The organism is Micrococcus sp. ACRRV, from assembly GCF_022346985.1.
Taxonomy (GTDB): Bacteria; Actinomycetota; Actinomycetes; order Actinomycetales; family Micrococcaceae; genus Micrococcus; species Micrococcus porci.
The window spans coordinates 1-15,317 of the sequence record NZ_JAKRNH010000058.1 but is presented as its reverse complement, the minus strand read 5'-3'; the positions used below and the strand labels follow the sequence as shown (position 1 = coordinate 15,317).

The following is a 15,317-nucleotide window of genomic DNA, read 5'->3' as shown; positions in this document are numbered from 1 at the left end:
GGTCGGCCGAACGCAGCCCGGCGAGCAGCCAGCCGGCCACGTCGTGGGCCGTGCGCACCGGGTCCGGTCGCACGGACTCCTCGGTGGCGAGCCAGGCTTCGACGGCCGCGCGCACCGTGCCGACGGCGACGCGCGGCCACAGCACCAGGGTGGTGCCGGGGCCGGCGTCGGCCGCGGGCAGGGTGCGGGCGAGGCCCTCGGCGAGGAGCGCGGCGATGCGCTCGAAGAACGGGCCCAGGTCGGGGCCGGTGCCGTCCGCGGCGCCGCCCTGGGTGACGGCGAACGCGTAGACGGCGGGGGAGGAGGCCGCGACGGAGAGGCACTCGGCGACCATGCGGTGCAGGGCGCTCACGCCGTCGGGCGCGTCGACGGCGGCCTCGCGCAGCCGGCGCTCCATGGAGGCGGTCACACGTTCGGCCACAGCCTGGCGCAGTCCCGCCCGGTCGCCGAAGTACCGGTAGAAGACCGACTTGGACGTGCCCGCGTGCGCGGCGATTTCGTCCATGGAGGCCGTGGGGCCGAGCTCGTGGACCGCGGCCCGCGCGGCCCGCACCAGCACGACGCGGCGGTCCTGCCGGTGCCGGTCCCACCGCGCGCTTCGCCCGTCTCGGGCCAGCGCGGTCGAGGTGTTCCAGTTCACATGACTCACCGTATCAGGTACTGTTCGTACCAGTCATCAGACGCCGACCCCGCGCCGCCCGGCGCGCCTATCTGGAAGGACCGCCATGAGCACCGAGTCCCCCCGCGTCCCCGCCGAGACCGCCCGTCCCGCCATCGCCGGCGGAGAGCTGCGCCCCGCCGTCGTCGTCGGCTCGAACCGCATCCCCTTCGCCCGCGCCTTCACCGCCTACGCCGAGGTCGGTGAGCAGGAGATGCTCACCGCCGCCATCGACGGCCTCGTCGCCCGCCTCGGCCTGCAGGGCGAGCGCCTGGGCCAGGTCTCGGCCGGCGCGGTGATGAAGCACCCGAAGGACTTCAACCTCACCCGCGAGGCCGTCATGGGCTCCGCCCTCTCCTCCGAGACGCCCGCCGCGGACATCCAGGTCGCCTGCGCCACCGGCATGGAGGCGATCGGCACCCTCGCGGACAAGATCCGCCTCGGCCGCATCGACTCCGCCATCGGCGGCGGCGTGGACTCCATCTCCGCGTCCCCCATGACCGTCTCGGAGAGCGCCCGCCGGGTGCTGCTCCAGCTGAACTCGGCCAAGACCGTCAAGGACCGCCTCAAGGCCCTCTCCTCCCTGCGCCCCGGCCAGCTCGTCCCCGAGCCCGCCGCGGCCGGCGAGCCCCGCACCGGGATGTCCATGGGCGAGCACCAGGCCCTGACCACCCACCAGTGGGGCATCACCCGCCAGGCCCAGGACGAGCTCGCCGCCGCCAGCCACCGCAACCTCGGCGCCTCCTACGCCTCCGGCTACCAGGACGACCTGGTGACCCCCTTCCGCGGCCTGGCCAAGGACAACAACCTCCGCCCGGACTCCACCGTGGAGAAGCTCGCCGGCCTCAAGCCCGCCTTCGGCCGCCACCTCGGCGACGAGGCCACCATGACGGCCGGCAACTCCACACCCCTGACCGACGGCGCCTCCGCCGTGCTCCTCTCCTCGGAGGACTGGGCCGTACAGCGGAACCTGCCCGTGCTCGCCGAGATCGTGGACATGGAGAACGCCGCGGTGGACTTCGTGGACGGCGAGGACGGGCTGCTCATGTCCCCCGTGTACGCCGTGCCCCGCCTGCTCGCCCGCCACGGCCTCACGCTCGACGACCTGGACTTCGTGGAGATCCACGAGGCCTTCGCCGGCACCGTGCTGGCCACCCTCGCGGCGTGGGAGGACGAGGAGTTCGGCCGCACCCGGCTCGGCCTGCCGGGCGCCTACGGCTCCGTGGACCGTGCCAAGCTCAACGTGAACGGCTCCTCGCTGGCCGCCGGGCACCCGTTCGCCGCCACCGGCGGTCGCATCGTGGGCCTGCTCTCCAAGATGCTGCACGAGAAGGGCGAGGGATCCCTCGGCCTCGTCTCCGTCTGCGCCGCCGGCGGCCAGGGCATCGTGGCCCTGCTGCGCGGCCGCTGAGTCCCACCCACCCCCGACTCGACCGTCCCACCGGAAGGACCCTCATGCCCGCCAACGACCCCTACGGCGACCTCGTCCGCACCCGCCTCGGACGGCGGCTCACCGGAGCACTGGGCCTGCCCCAGCCGGCCGAGCTGCGCCGCCACACGGCCGGCGACCCCGCCGTGCGCGGCACCGTGCTGGTGCTCGGCGCGACGTCGGCGGCCGACGCCGCCCGCGCCCTGGTGACCGCCGAGGGTGCCCGCGCCGTCGCCCATCCCGCGGAGGGCGAGCGGCTGGCCGCCGTCATCGCCTGCTTCGACGGCGTCGCGGCCCCCGGGGACCTGTCCGACACGGCCCTCGCGCTCGGCGGCGCGCTGCGCTCCCTCGAGCCGAGCGCCCACGTGGTCACCGTGGTCGAGGACCCGGAGGAGGCCGAGGTGCCGGCCGTGCGCGCCGCCCGGGCCGGGGTCATGGGCCTCACCCGCTCCCTGGCGCACGAGATGCGGCGCGGCGGGGTGGCCAATGGCCTTCTGCTGCGCGGGGGCGCCCGGCTGGGCGACGCCGGTCCCGCCGGCGCGCTGCGGTTCCTCCTCTCCGGCCGCGCCGCCTTCGTCTCGGGCCAGTTCCTGCCCGCGGCCGCCGGAGCGGGCTCCGCCCCGGCCGCCGCCGATGCCCGCCCCCTGGAGGGACGCGTCGCCGTCGTGACCGGCGCGGCCCGGGGCATCGGCGCCGCCATCCTCCGCACCCTCGCCCGCGACGGGGCCACCGTCGTCGGCGTGGACCTGCCCGCCGCGGGCGAGGACCTCGTGCGGATCGTCAACGAGCTCGGCGGCACCGCCCTGCCCCTCGACATCACCGCCCCGGACGCCGGCGCGCGGATCGTCGAGCACGCCCGGGCCCGGCACGGACGCCTGGACGTCGTGGTGCACAACGCGGGCATCACCAAGGACAAGCTCCTGGCCAACATGGACGCGGCCCGGTGGGACGCCGTGCTGGCGGTGAACACCGCCTCGCAGCTGGCGATCAACGAGGTCCTGCTCTCCGCGGAGGCGGCGGACGTGGTGTCCCCGGACATCCGGATCGTGGGGCTGGCCTCGATCTCCGGCATCGCGGGCAACCGCGGACAGACGAACTACGCCGCCTCCAAGGCGGGCGTGATCGGCCTGACCGCGGCCACCGCCCCGGACCTCGCCGCGCGCGGCGGCGGCATCACCGCCGTGGCCCCCGGCTTCATCGAGACGGAGATGACCGCCAAGATCCCGCTGGTGACCCGCGAGCTGGGCCGCCGCGTGAACTCCCTCCAGCAGGGGGGCCGGCCCGAGGACGTCGCGGAGGCCGTGGCCTTCCTGTCCTCGCCCGCGGCGTCCGGGATCAACGGGACCACGCTGCGCGTCTGCGGCCAGTCCATGCTGGGAGCCTGAGCATGCACACCCGCACCGAGTCCTCGATGCCCGCGCTGGCCGGGCTCTACCGCCGGGCGGCCGGTCAGGCCCTCGCGGACGCCGCCCGCCGGCGCACCCGCCCCGCGGAGCTGCCGGACGAGCGCCTCGTGGTGGAGGGGCATCGGATCCCCGAGCGGGCGCTGCGGCGCTGGCAGGCGGAGATCGGCCCCGTGGACCCCGCCTCCGTGCCGTCCGTTCTGGTGCACACCCAGGTGTTCGGCGCCGCGATGGCGCTCATGGCGGAGCCCGACTTCCCCCTGCCCCTGCCCGGGATGGTCCACCTGACCAACGCGGTGGAGCACCGCCGCCCCGTCGCGGCCGGTGAAGCCCTGGACGTGACGGCGCGGGCCGTGGGCCTGGTGCCGCACCACGCGGGCACCGCCGTGGACCTGCAGGTGGCCGTCCGCGAGGCGGGTGAGACCGACGACGCGCCCGCCGCGTGGGAGGGCGTCTCCCGCTACCTGGCCCGCGGCGTGCACCTGGCCCCGCTCCGGCCGGAGCGCCCGGAGCGGCCGGAGTTCACGCCCCCCGCCCCCACGGCCCAGTGGATGTTCGACGGCGGCGCCGGGCGACGGTACGCCGAGGTGTCCGGCGACTGGAACCCGATCCACCTCTCGGCGCTCTCCGCCCGGGCCTTCGGCCAGCGGCGCGCCATCGCCCACGGCATGCTGCTCGCCGCTCGCATGCTGAACCGCCGCGAGCCGCGCGCGGCCGCGTTCGGAGAGGGCTTCGGATGGGACGTGGAGTTCCACGCGCCAGTGGTGCTGCCCGCCCGGGTGGCCGTCCGCTACGAGGCCGCCGCGGACGGGTCCACGCGCGTCAGCGCCTGGGACCCGCGCCGCGGGCGTCCGCACCTCGACGGCCGGATCCGCCACGCCCGCCCCTGAGCCGTCGGCCGGGCGCGCCCGCCCCTGAGCTCCTCGGCGAGGCGTGCTCAGGGGCGGGGCAACCCCGCCACGGCGTCCAGCAGTCCCTCCGCCCAGCCGGACCAGGCGTGGGCGCGGGCGTGCCGCACCGCCGCCGGGGCCATGGCGTCCCACGCCTGACGGTCCTCCCGCACCGCGGCGAGGGCGTCCGCCCACGCCGACGCCGTGTTCGGGATGACCAGACGGCCGGAGACGCCGTCCTGCACGGCGTGGACGAGGCCGCCCACCCGGTGCGCGAGCACCGGCGTGCCGGCCGCCTGGGCCTCCACGGCCACGAGACCGTAGGTCTCCGAGGCGCTGGGCAGGGCGACGACGTCGGCCGCGCGCATCTGTGCGGCGAGCTCGACCGGCGGCACGGGCGGGGAGAACGTCACGAGGTCGGCGACGCCCAGCCGGGCGGCCAGCGCGGGGAGGTCCAGGTCGGCCGGGCCGGACTGTTCCCCGTTGACGTGCAGCACCACCCGCGGGTCGCCGTCCGCGGCGCGGGCCCGCAGCTCGGCGAGCGCGGCGACGAGCACGTGCGGACCCTTGTGCTCCTGGACCCGGCCGGCGAACAGCACCCGCAGCGCGTCGGCGCCGACGGCGTCGCCTCCGGGCCAGCGGGACGGGCCCTCCGGGGTGAACGACTCGAGGTCCACGCCCGGGGGCAGCACTCGGACACGGTCACGGTCGACGTCGAGGAGCTCCTGGAGGTCGCGGGACTCGGCGGGGGAGTTGACCACCAGGAGGTCGGCGCGGCGGACCAGGTCGGCCTCGGCGGCGAGCCGCTCGGCGGGCTCGGGATGGCCGGGGTCCCCGGCGGACTTGACCGCTCCGGTCGTGTGCATCGTCTGCACCCGTGGCGCGCCCAGGTCGTCCGCCACGGCGGCGGCGGTGTCGCCGGACAGCCAGTAGTGGGCGTGCACGAAGCGCACCCGGGCAGCGGCGGCGCCCGCCGCGCCGAGCAGTGGACCGCCCGGAACGTCGGCGGAGGCGAGCCACTCCCGGGCCGCGGCCGTGAAGGCCTCGCGGTGGGCCGGCAGTTCCTCCTTCGCCACGGGCTCCTGCGGGCCGGCGGCCAGTTCGACCACCGTCACGTCCGGGGCGCCCTCGCCCTGGGGGAGGGTCGTCACCCGGACGCCGGAGGGGCCCACGGGGGACTCTGCGCGGGTGAGCAGCAGCATGCGGACCCCGAGCCGGGCGAGGGCGCGGGCGGAGTGGCGCACGTAGACGTTCAGGCCGCCGGCGTCGCCCTGGCCGGGCTGTGCGAGCGGCGAGGTGTGGAACGCGACGGCGATCCCCACCGGCACCGAGGCGTCCAGCTCGGCCGCGACGGCGTCGAAGAGCCGGCTGACGGAGGCCGTGCCGGCGAGGTCCTCGACCGTCAGGACGCGGCCGTCGGCGTCCCCCAGGGGGACGGTCCAGTTCGGATACTGCTCCTGGAGCGTGCCCGGCTGGTTCTGGATCCGGCGCTCGCCCACCGCGTCCACGAGGCCTACGCAGTGCAGCGCCGACGGCGCCTGCGCGAGCAGCCGGTGCAGGGCCACCACCCGGTCCTCGACGGTCTCGACCCCGCCCGGCCCGGTGGCCTCGAGCAGACCGCGCTTCCGGGCCGCGCCCAGGAACGCCTCGACCTCGGCCGCGGAGCGCCGCCGCTCCGCGGCGACGTCCGCGGTGTAGAGCCCCAGGCGCTCGCGCAGGTCGATGTGGACGCCCTCGAGGTAGCCCGCCGTGGGCGGGAGGTCGTGGGTGTTCACCGCGGCCATGCAGAGGCGCCGGTACTGCTCGGGGGGCGTGGGGACGCCGTCCTCCTGCTCGAACCAGAGAATCGACGTGCCGAGCACGCCGGCCTCGGCGAGCCGCCGCTGGACCCAGGGCTCGAAGGTGCCCAGGTCCTCGCCGATCACCACGACGCCGGCCCGCTCCGCCTCCAGGGTCAGGACGGCCAGCATGGCCTCGTGATCGTAGTGGACGTAGGCGCCCTGCGGGGCGCCGAGGCCCTCCGGGATCCACCAGAGGCGGAAGAGCCCGAGGACGTGGTCCATGCGCAGTCCGCCGGCGTGCGCCATGAGAGTGCGGAGCATGTCCCGGAAGGCGGCGTAGCCGGTCTCGGCCAGACGCCGCGGATGCCAGGGGTGCTGGGACCAGTCCTGGCCGAGCTGGTTGAACACCTCCGGCGGCGCGCCCACGGACATGGAGGGCACGAGAACGTCACCGAGCATCCAGGCGTCGGCCGAGCCGCGCGTGGCGCCGACGGCGAGGTCGAGCATGACGCCCATCCGCATGCCCGCCTCCCGGGCGCGCTCCTGGGCGGCCGCGAGCTGCTCGTCCGCGATCCACTGCACCCAGCGGTGGAAGTCGAGCTCGTCCGCGCGCTCGGCGCGCACCCGCCGGACGCCGTCGGACCCGGGCCCCGCGGCGGGGTCCGTCGGATCCGGGCCTGCCACGCCCGCGCGCAGCGCGTCGCGCCGCAGGACGGACCAGGCGGCGAAGTCGTCCAGGCCCGTCCCCTGCCGGTCGCGGAAGGCGGCATAGTCGGCGTCGCGCTCGGACGTGCGGGGTGCACGCCAGACCGCCTCGAGCGCGGGCCAGAGCACCTCGGCCACGGCGGCGCGGTCGATCGTCCCGCCCGTGAGCACGGCCTCCTGCACCGCGCGGCCCGCGGCGGCCAGCCGCTTCTGCTCCTCGGCGGGCAGCGCGGCGAACTCGGGGATGTCCGTGACGCGGATCAGGAACGCGGAGAGGAACCGGCGGGACACGGGGGAGTAGGGGGAGTCCGCGGGGGCGCCCGCCGGCTCGACCGCGTGCAGGGGGTGCAGCAGCAGGAAGTCCGCCCCGTGCGGGGCCGCGAGCTCGGCGAGGGAGCCGGCGTCGTGGGCGTCCCCGACGCCCCAGGATCCCGAGGACGTCACCGAGTACCCCTGCGCGGCCACACCCCAGCCCCGCCGGGCCAGGAACGGGGCGGCCGTGGTCAGCGCGGCGGGGGCGGAGACGAGCGTGGCCCTGGCGACGGAGCCGGTCTCGGAGACCGCCTCGAGCCGATGCCAGCCCAGCGGCAGGTCCTCGGGAAGGTCCAGGTCGTGGCGCACCCGCTCCTGGCCGTCGACCACCAGGGTTGCCCCGACCGCCTCACGGGTGGGCAGGTCCACCACGCGGCCGTCCTCCTGCACCAGCCGCACCTGCACGGCCGCACCGCGGGCGACGTGCACCGGCACGGTCGAGCGGTGCCCCTGCCGGGCGACGACGGTGGGCGGGAGGACGTCCCGCCACGGCGCGGCGTCCACCGCATCGAGCGCCTCGGTGAGGCCGGCCACGCCGTCGGCGTCGACCTCCACGCCGAGCGCCGACAGGACCCGGACCAGCGTCTCGTCCGCGACGGACTGGTCGGAGCCGTCCTGGCCGACGTACTCGGTCTGGACGCCGTGCGCACGGGCGAGGCGGCGGAGGAGGGCGCGGGCGTTCTCAGGCATGCAGGTGAGGACCTTCCGTGACGGTGAGGCAGGCGGGGCGCGCCTGCCGCTTCCACTCTAGAGCGCGGCGCACACGACGAAGGCCCCGGTCCACAGGACCGGGGCCTTCGCCTCTCACTGAGGTGTGCGCGAGGGGGGACTTGAACCCCCACGCCCTTGCGGGCACAGCGACCTCAACGCTGCGCGTCTACCAATTCCGCCACTCGCGCTCAGGAGCGCCTCCGGCACCGTCCGATTTCTCGACGTTCTCCGGCAGGCAACTCGAGAACTGTAGCACGGCTCCGCGCGACATGCGAATCCGGCCCCGCTAGGCTCGCCGCATGGATGCCTCGACCCCTTCCACCGCCCCGTCCACGGCCGACGCCGACGTCGTCGAGATCTGCCGCGACCTCATCCGGATCGACACGACCAACCACGGCGGCGGCCGCTCCGTGGGCGAGCCCGAGGCCGCCGAGCTCTGCGCCGCGTGGATGCGCAAGGCCGGCATGGAGCCGGAGCTGATCGAGTCCGCCCCGGGCCGGGTCTCGGTGGTGGGCCGGCTGGAGGGGTGGGACCCGGAGGCGCCCGGTCTCGTCCTGCACGGGCACACGGACGTGGTCCCCGCCGAGCCCGACGAGTGGACCGTCGACCCCTTCGGCGCCGAGTTCAGGGACGGCATGATCTGGGGCCGCGGGGCCGTGGACATGAAGGGCATGGACGCGATGATCCTGTCCGTGCTCGTCCACCTGGCCCGCACCGGCCGGCGACCCCGGCGCCCCGTCGTCGTCGCCTTCTTCTCCGACGAGGAGGCCGGCGGCGTCTTCGGCGCCCAGTGGCTGGTGGCGCATCGCCCGGAGCTGTTCGCGGGGTGCACGGAGGCGATCAGCGAGGTCGGCGGCTTCTCCACGGACGTCGCGGGGACGCGCGCCTACCTCGTGCAGACGGGGGAGAAGGGGCTCGCCTGGCTCAACCTCCGCGCGCAGGGGGCCCCCGGCCACGGATCGGCGCCGCACACCGACAACGCCGTCACCCGCCTGGCCGGGGCGATGGAGCGGATCGGCCGCCACCCCTGGCCGCTGACCTACACCAAGACCACCCGCCAGCTGCTCGAGGAGGTCGCCGAGATCACCGGCACCCCGTTCGACGAGCGGGACCCGACGCCGCAGCTGCAGGCGCTCGGCCACGCCCGGGACTGGGTGGCCGGCACCCTGCGCACCTCCTCCAATCCCACGGGCCTCACCGCCGGCTACAAGCACAACGTCATCCCGTCGACCGCCACAGGGACCGTGGACGTCCGGCTGATCCCGGGCGAGGAGGAGCAGACCCTCGCCGAGCTCGCCGACCTCGCCGGCGACGGCATCGAGATCTCCCCCGAACACCAGGACACCGGCGTGGAGGTGCCCTTCTCCGGCGACCTCGTGGAGCGGATGGCGTCGGCCCTCGACGCCGAGGACCCCGGCGCCCACGTGCTGCCGTTCATGCTGGGCGCGGGGACGGACAACAAGTCGCTGCACCGGCTCGGCATCGCGGGCTACGGCTTCAGCCCGCTCCAGCTCCCCTCGGGCCTGGAGTTCACGCGGCTGTTCCACGGGATCGACGAGCGCGTGCCCGTGGAGTCCCTGCGGTTCGGCTGCCGCGTGCTGGAGCACGTCCTCGAGCCTCGCGCCTGAGCGGTGTCCTGAGCGGGGGCCGCTCAGGACTGCAGCGTGGAGCGCACCCGGATGACCCGCCGCCGCATCCAGTGGCGGCGGGTCCCGCCGCGGTAGTGGACGGATCGTTGCAGCTCCCACTGCCCGTACTCGGCGTGGTCCACGAGGCGCCGCCGGGCGTCGGCGAGGGACTCGTGCGGGGCCACGGTGATCACGAGGTACTCCCACTTCTCGCCCCGGGCGATCGAGTCCAGGGTCGAGGACATCAGCTGCTCACGCATACCGTCCATGGTGGCAGACCGCGGCGGACCTGGTGGCGGAGGGACCGCCGGGCTACGGTGGGGGCATGAGCTCTGACGCCCGCGTGGCCCTCGAGGCCCTCACCTCCGCCCTGAACGAGCACCTCGTCGCCGCGCAGAACCGTCGCGGGGAGGACGATCCGGCCGTGGAGGCCGCCTTCTTCGCCGTCGCCGACGCCTTCGACGCGTACGAGGAGGCCCTCTACGCCGAGACCGAGGAGGTCACCCCCCTCGAGCTGTTCGACGACGAGGACGACCTCGACGAGGAGGACTGACCCCTCTTCCCCGGGCCTCACGCCCGATCCCCGGCCCCGCGCCCGCCCGCCCAGGGCGGGCGCGGGGCCATGCCGTACAGTGACCCTCCGTGACTTGGATCGAAGCAATCATCCTCGGCCTCGTGCAGGGCCTGACGGAGTTCCTCCCCATCTCCTCCTCGGCTCACATCCGCATCGTCGGCGAGTTCCTGCCGTCCGCGGCCGACCCCGGGGCCGCCTTCACCGCCATCACGCAGCTCGGCACCGAGACCGCCGTGCTGATCTACTTCTGGAAGGACATCAGCCGGATCATCTCCCGCTGGTTCCAGGCCCTCGCCGGCAAGGTCCCGCACTCGGACCCGGACGTGCGGATGGGATGGCTCATCATCATCGGCTCGATCCCCATCGGCGTGCTGGGCCTGCTCCTGCAGGACTGGATCGACACCGAGTTCCGCTCCCTCTGGATCACGGCCACCATGCTGATCGTCTTCGGCGTGCTGCTGGCCCTCGCCGACCGGAAGGGGCGCCAGACCAAGCCCCTGGAGAAGCTGACCCTCAAGGACGGCATCGTGTACGGCTTCGCCCAGGCCCTCGCCCTGATCCCAGGCGTCTCCCGCTCCGGCGGCACCATCACCGCCGGCCTGGCCATGGGCTACACCCGCGAGGCCGCCGCCCGCTACGCGTTCCTGCTCGCTGTGCCCGCCGTGTTCGCATCGGGCCTCTACAAGGTCGCCAAGGTCGTCACCGAGCCCGGCCAGGCCGGTCCGTACGGCATGGGGGAGACCATCCTGGCCACCGCGATCGCGTTCGTCGTCGGCTACGCCGTGATCGCGTGGCTGATGAAGTTCATCACCACCAACTCCTACATGCCGTTCGTCTGGTACCGCATCGCCCTCGGCCTGGTGCTGTTCGTCCTGCTCGGCACCGGCCTGATCGCCGCCTGAACCCCACCGCGGACCCGCCCCCGCCGTCGTCGTCCCCCACGAGGAGCACCGTGAAGTCCTGGAGCACCCCCGCCCCACGCGCCCTGCCCGTCCAGCCCGACCGCCTGCGCGTCTTCGACACCGCCACGCAGGCCCTGCGCCACCCGGGCAACGACGCCCGGACGGCGTCGCTCTACGTCTGCGGCATCACCCCCTACGACGCGACGCACCTGGGCCACGCCACCACGTACGTCTCCTTCGACCTGCTGCAGCGCTACTGGCGCGCCGCGGGCCTGGAGGTGGCCTACACGCAGAACGTGACCGACGTCGACGACCCGCTGCTGGAGCGGGCCGAGGCGACGGGCGTGGACTGGCGCGAGCTGGCCCGCGAGCAGACCGACCTGTTCCGCTCGGACATGGAGGCCCTGAACGTCTTCGCCCCGGACCACTACGTCGGCGCCACCGAGGCGATCGACCTCGTCGTCCGCGCCGTGGAGGCCATGCTGGAGGGCGGCACCGCGTATCGCGTGCCGGGCACGGATGGCGAGCCCGACGGCGACGTCTACTTCGACTCCGCGGCCGCCCAGGCCCGCGGCGGCTGGACGCTCGGCTCCGTCAGCGCGATGGACCGGGCGCAGATGGAGGAGGTGTTCCCGGAGCGGGGCGGGGACCCCGGCCGCCCCGGCAAGCGAGACCCCCTCGACCCGCTGCTGTGGCGCGTGCATCGCGAGGGCGAGCCCGCCTGGGACGGCGGGGCGCTCGGCTCCGGTCGCCCGGGCTGGCACATCGAGTGCTCCGCGATCGCGCGCGAGCACCTGCCTGCGCCGTTCACCGTGCAGGGCGGCGGCTCGGACCTGCGCTTCCCGCACCACGAGTTCTCCGCCGCCCACGCCACCGCCGTGGACGGCCGTCCCCTGGCCCACACGTTCCTGCACTCGGGGATGGTGGCCCTGGACGGGCAGAAGATGTCCAAGTCCCTGGGCAACCTCGAGCTCGTCTCCCGCCTGCGCGCCCGGGGCGTGGAGCCGGTGGCCATCCGCGCGGCCATCCTGGACCGCCACTACCGCTCCGACTGGGAGTGGTCCGAGGACCTCCTCACGGCGGCCGAGGAGCGCGTGGCCCGCTGGCGGTCCGCCCTCGACGGCCCCCACGCCGATGCCGGCGCCGCCGTCCTGGCGGCCGCGCACACCGCCCTCTCCGAGGACCTCGACGCCCCCGCCGCCCTGCGCGTGCTCGACGCCTGGGCCGACGGCACCCTCGACGGGCTCTCCACCACGGCCGAGCCCCTGCCGGTGGCCGACGTCGTCGACGCCCTGCTCGGACTGCGCCTGCGCTGAGCCGACAGCGCCGGGCGACCGTCCCGGGGCCCGGGGCGGGAGAGACCCGCACCGAGGTCGGCGCGGCGGTCAGTCACGGCCGCGGCCCCGCAGGTAGCGCTCGAACTCGCGCGCGATGGCCTCGCCCGAGGCCTCGGGCAGCTCCTGCGCGTCCTGGCTCTCCTCGAGCCGGCGCACGTAGGACGCCACCTCCGGGTCCTCGCGGGCCAGCTCGTCCACGCCGCGCTGCCAGGCCTGGGCGTCGTCCCGCAACGCGTGGGTGAGCAGCTCCACGTGCAGCAGGTCCTCCACGGCCTCCACCAGGCCCAGCAGGGTCTTGGGCGAGGGCGCCTGCGCCACGTAGTGCGGTACCGCCCCCCACAGGGACAGAGACGCGGTGCCCCGCCGGGCCGCCTCGTCCGTCACGACCCCGACGATGCCCGTGGGCCCCTCGTAGGCGGGCAGGCCGGCGTCGACGGCGACGCGGACCGCCACGAGCGGCGACGTCGGCCGGGCCCGCAGCGGGCGGCTGTGGGGCACGTCCGCCAGCAGCGCCCCGAGGGTCAGGACGGCGTCCACGCCCTCCGCCTCGGCCCAGCGCAGCAGCTCCTCCACGTAGGCGCGCCAGCGCACGTTCGGCTCGACGCCGGAGGCGAGGAGGACCCGCAGGCCGTCGGCCGGGACCGCCTCGCCGTCCGGGACGGGGGCGCCGTGCGCGTCCAGCCGGGCCTCGTGGACGCGCAGGGCCGGCCACTCGAGCGTGCCGAGCCCGTCGGCGTCGCGGTGCACCACGGGACGGGTCACCTGGTAGTCGTAGTACTCCCCGTCGCAGACGACGCCGGCCGGGGCGGCCTCCCACTGGGCGCTCAGCTCGGCGAGGGCGCCGGTCGCGGCCTCCCCGGCGTCGTTCCACCCCTCGAACGCCAGCAGCAGGACGGCGGGCGGGCGGGAGCCGTCCTCCACCTCCGGGACGGTGGCGGTGAGGTGCGCGCGCAGGGCGCCGAGCCGGTCCTCCGGGGAGGGGGCGCCGTCCAGGGATCCGGGGTCCGTCTGTTCGTCCATGGGCCCACCCTAGGCACGCCGCGGCGCCCGTGGTCACCTCCCGCCTTCCGGGGCCTCGATAGGATGCCAGCATGCCCCGCACCCCCGCCGCGCCCGCGCCCGTCCTGCCCGCCGCCCTGCTGTGGGACATGGACGGGACCCTCGTGGACACCGAGCCGCTGTGGAACGCGGTCCAGCGGCGCCTCGTGGAGGAGCACGGCGGGACGTGGTCCGACGGGCTCGCGGCCTCCCTGGTGGGGCGCCCCCTCGACGAGGGCGCGCGCTCGCTCCGGGCCGCCGGCCTGCGCATGGAGGTGCCGGAGATCATCGAGGTCACCATGGCGGAGGTCGCCCGCGGTGTGGAGGCCGCCACCCCGTGGCGCCCGGGGGCCCTCGAGCTGCTCACCGCGCAGGCCGAGGCCGGCGTCCCCGGCGCGCTGGTGACCATGTCCCACGCGCCGCTGGCCCGCGTCCTGGCGGAGCGGGCCCCCGCCGGTGCCCTGCGGGTGGTCGTGACGGGCGACCGCGTGAGCCGCGGCAAGCCGGACCCGGAGGCCTACCTCCTGGCGCTGGAGGAGCTGTCCGCGCACGTCCCTGGGCTGCGCGCGGAGGACTGCGTGGCCGTGGAGGACTCCCCGGTCGGCGTGGCGGCCGCCGTCGCCGCCGGCCTCCCCACCGTGGGCGTGCCCAGCGTGCTGCCCCTGCCCGAGGGGGCGGCCACCGTCCAGTGGGGCACCCTCGCCGGTCGCGGCCTGGCCGACCTCGCCGCGGTGCGGCCCGGCGCCGCCGGATGAGCGGCCCGCGCGCCCTGACCCTCGGCCGGATCGCCGGCGCCCCCGTCCGGCTCTCGCCCGCGTGGGTCGCCGTGGCCGGTGCGGTCGTCCTGCTGTTCGGTCCGCAGGTCGCCCGCGCCCTCCCGGGCCTCGGAGGGGCGGCCTGGCTGGTGGCCCTGGGCTATGCCGCGCTGCTCGCCCTGTCGGTCCTGGCCCACGAGGCCGCCCACGCGGTGGCCGGGCGGGCCTTCGGCCAGCGCCCGCAGGAGATCGTGCTGACCCTCTGGGGCGGGCACACGCAGTTCGCGGCTCCGCAGGCGACGCCCGTGGGCACCGTGGTGACCGCGCTGGCCGGCCCCGCGGCCAACGTCGTCCTCGCCGGGCTCGCCTGGGCCCTGGGCGCCGCAGCCGACGTGCGGGGCGTTCCCGGTCTGCTCGTCGACGCCACCGTCTGGGCCAACCTGCTACTGGCCGGCTTCAACGCCCTGCCCGGTGCGCCGCTGGACGGCGGCCGCATGGTGGAGTCCGCCGTGTGGGCGGCCACGGGCTCCCGGGACCGGGGCGTGGCCGCCGCCGGCTGGGCTGGTCGGCTGATCGCCGCGGCACTCGTCATCGGCTGGGTGGCCGTGCCGCTGGTGCGCGGGGAGCGCCCCGGCCTGGTCGTGTCCCTGCTGCTCGTCTGGGTGGCCGTGACCCTGTGGCGCGGCGCCTCCGAGTCGGTCGAGCGCGGCCGCTGGGGCCGCCGCCTGGCCGGGGTGCGGCTGGCGGACCTCGCGATCCCCGCCCTCGCCGTCCCCGTGGACGCCGACGCCGCCGCGGTGCTGGCGGGCGTCCCCGCGGGCCTCGCCGTCGTGGCCGTGGACGAGGCCGGCCGCCCCGTCGGCGTGCTGGACCGCGCCGCCCTCGACGGGGCCGCCGCCAGCGCCCGCGTCCCCGTGGCCGCCGCCTGCCGGGCCGTGGCGCCGCACGCCGTGTTGGCCGCGGACTCCCTGCCCCCGTCCGGGGGCGCCCTCGTGGCCTCCCTGGCCACGGCCGCCGAGTCCGCGGCGGACCCCCGCCCGGGGGTCCCCGGGCTCGACGCGACCCCCGTGTGGGTGCTCACGGACGGCCACGGCGCCGTCCGCTCGGTGCTGCCCCGCGAGAGAATCCTGACCGCGCTCGCCACCGCGAGCCGCCCCGACCCCGAGGAGCCCCGTCCATGAGCGACGCCACCGC

General features: G+C 76.0%; 13 protein-coding genes and 1 tRNA gene. 9 read left to right on the top strand and 5 right to left on the bottom strand.

What is annotated here, in order from left to right; genetic code table 11:
* A partial coding sequence (locus tag MHY29_RS07545) for a TetR/AcrR family transcriptional regulator (RefSeq protein WP_239239630.1) occupies positions 1-640 on the bottom strand: 640 nt, incomplete at its 3' end.
* 85 nt (positions 641-725) lie between these two features.
* On the opposite strand from MHY29_RS07545, the gene MHY29_RS07540 reads away from it, so the two are divergent.
* Genes MHY29_RS07540 through MHY29_RS07530 form a run of 3 tightly spaced genes read left to right on the top strand, consistent with a single transcriptional unit; the run spans position 726 to position 4,380 of the window.
* The gene (locus MHY29_RS07540) at positions 726-2,069 is read left to right on the top strand and encodes an acetyl-CoA C-acetyltransferase (RefSeq protein ID WP_224354882.1); all 1,344 of its coding nucleotides are present in this window, start codon (positions 726-728) and stop codon (positions 2,067-2,069) included.
* 44 nt (positions 2,070-2,113) lie between these two features.
* Positions 2,114-3,472 carry a 3-oxoacyl-ACP reductase gene (locus MHY29_RS07535; RefSeq protein WP_239239627.1) on the top strand — a complete coding sequence of 453 codons (1,359 nt, stop codon included), beginning with the start codon at positions 2,114-2,116 and terminating at the stop codon, positions 3,470-3,472.
* A 2-nt stretch (positions 3,473-3,474) separates the two neighbouring features.
* On the top strand, positions 3,475-4,380 hold the full coding sequence (locus MHY29_RS07530; protein WP_224354880.1) for a MaoC/PaaZ C-terminal domain-containing protein: 906 nt from the start codon (positions 3,475-3,477) through the stop codon (positions 4,378-4,380).
* A gap of 47 nt (positions 4,381-4,427) precedes the next feature.
* Here the strand turns inward: MHY29_RS07530 and malQ are convergent, their stop codons facing one another.
* Positions 4,428-7,868, bottom strand: a complete 3,441-nt coding sequence (malQ, locus tag MHY29_RS07525) for a 4-alpha-glucanotransferase (protein ID WP_239239624.1) — start codon at positions 7,866-7,868, stop codon at positions 4,428-4,430.
* Between the two features lie 125 nt (positions 7,869-7,993).
* Positions 7,994-8,077: transfer RNA gene (locus MHY29_RS07520), tRNA-Leu, on the bottom strand.
* 111 nt (positions 8,078-8,188) lie between these two features.
* On the opposite strand from MHY29_RS07520, the gene MHY29_RS07515 reads away from it, so the two are divergent.
* Positions 8,189-9,517: a M20/M25/M40 family metallo-hydrolase gene (locus tag MHY29_RS07515; protein ID WP_239239621.1), complete on the top strand. Its 1,329-nt coding sequence runs from the start codon at positions 8,189-8,191 to the stop codon at positions 9,515-9,517.
* A 23-nt stretch (positions 9,518-9,540) separates the two neighbouring features.
* On the opposite strand, the gene MHY29_RS07510 is transcribed toward MHY29_RS07515, so the two are convergent.
* The gene (locus tag MHY29_RS07510; RefSeq protein ID WP_224354877.1) at positions 9,541-9,777 is read right to left on the bottom strand and encodes a DUF5703 family protein; all 237 of its coding nucleotides are present in this window, start codon (positions 9,775-9,777) and stop codon (positions 9,541-9,543) included.
* Between the two features lie 65 nt (positions 9,778-9,842).
* Between MHY29_RS07510 and MHY29_RS07505 the strand changes: the two genes are divergently transcribed.
* The 3 genes from MHY29_RS07505 to mshC all read left to right on the top strand — a co-directional run bounded on the left by MHY29_RS07505 (position 9,843) and on the right by mshC (position 12,309).
* Entirely contained in the window at positions 9,843-10,070 is a 228-nt protein-coding gene (locus tag MHY29_RS07505; protein WP_224354876.1) for a hypothetical protein, read from the top strand.
* An 89-nt stretch (positions 10,071-10,159) separates the two neighbouring features.
* Entirely contained in the window at positions 10,160-10,993 is an 834-nt protein-coding gene (locus MHY29_RS07500; protein WP_224354875.1) for an undecaprenyl-diphosphate phosphatase, read from the top strand.
* 50 nt (positions 10,994-11,043) lie between these two features.
* The gene (gene mshC, locus MHY29_RS07495) at positions 11,044-12,309 is read left to right on the top strand and encodes a cysteine--1-D-myo-inosityl 2-amino-2-deoxy-alpha-D-glucopyranoside ligase (RefSeq protein WP_224354874.1); all 1,266 of its coding nucleotides are present in this window, start codon (positions 11,044-11,046) and stop codon (positions 12,307-12,309) included.
* Positions 12,310-12,378: 69 nt separating this feature from the next.
* Here the strand turns inward: mshC and MHY29_RS07490 are convergent, their stop codons facing one another.
* Complete coding sequence (locus MHY29_RS07490) at positions 12,379-13,350, bottom strand: proteasome assembly chaperone family protein (RefSeq protein ID WP_224354873.1); 972 nt, start codon at positions 13,348-13,350, stop codon at positions 12,379-12,381.
* Between the two features lie 71 nt (positions 13,351-13,421).
* Between MHY29_RS07490 and MHY29_RS07485 the strand changes: the two genes are divergently transcribed.
* Together MHY29_RS07485 and MHY29_RS07480 are read left to right on the top strand one after the other, a co-directional pair.
* Entirely contained in the window at positions 13,422-14,123 is a 702-nt protein-coding gene (locus MHY29_RS07485) for an HAD family phosphatase (protein ID WP_239239618.1), read from the top strand.
* Complete coding sequence (locus MHY29_RS07480; protein WP_239239615.1) at positions 14,120-15,304, top strand: site-2 protease family protein; 1,185 nt, start codon at positions 14,120-14,122, stop codon at positions 15,302-15,304. The genes MHY29_RS07485 and MHY29_RS07480 overlap by 4 nt, the downstream gene beginning before the upstream one ends.
* Positions 15,305-15,317 lie beyond the last annotated feature (13 nt).

Bases quoted from the DNA above. Each gene is read 5' to 3' on its own strand.
- MHY29_RS07515 (WP_239239621.1), top strand. From the start codon at position 8,189: ATGGATGCCTCGACCCCTTCCACCGCCCCGTCCACGGCCGACGCCGAC.
- MHY29_RS07510 (WP_224354877.1), bottom strand. From the start codon at position 9,777: ATGCGTGAGCAGCTGATGTCCTCGACCCTGGACTCGATCGCCCGGGGC.
- MHY29_RS07530 (WP_224354880.1), top strand. From the start codon at position 3,475: ATGCACACCCGCACCGAGTCCTCGATGCCCGCGCTGGCCGGGCTCTAC.
- malQ (WP_239239624.1), bottom strand. From the start codon at position 7,868: ATGCCTGAGAACGCCCGCGCCCTCCTCCGCCGCCTCGCCCGTGCGCAC.
- MHY29_RS07485 (WP_239239618.1), top strand. From the start codon at position 13,422: ATGCCCCGCACCCCCGCCGCGCCCGCGCCCGTCCTGCCCGCCGCCCTG.
- MHY29_RS07490 (WP_224354873.1), bottom strand. From the start codon at position 13,350: ATGGACGAACAGACGGACCCCGGATCCCTGGACGGCGCCCCCTCCCCG.
- MHY29_RS07505 (WP_224354876.1), top strand. From the start codon at position 9,843: ATGAGCTCTGACGCCCGCGTGGCCCTCGAGGCCCTCACCTCCGCCCTG.
- MHY29_RS07540 (WP_224354882.1), top strand. From the start codon at position 726: ATGAGCACCGAGTCCCCCCGCGTCCCCGCCGAGACCGCCCGTCCCGCC.
- MHY29_RS07535 (WP_239239627.1), top strand. From the start codon at position 2,114: ATGCCCGCCAACGACCCCTACGGCGACCTCGTCCGCACCCGCCTCGGA.
- MHY29_RS07480 (WP_239239615.1), top strand. From the start codon at position 14,120: ATGAGCGGCCCGCGCGCCCTGACCCTCGGCCGGATCGCCGGCGCCCCC.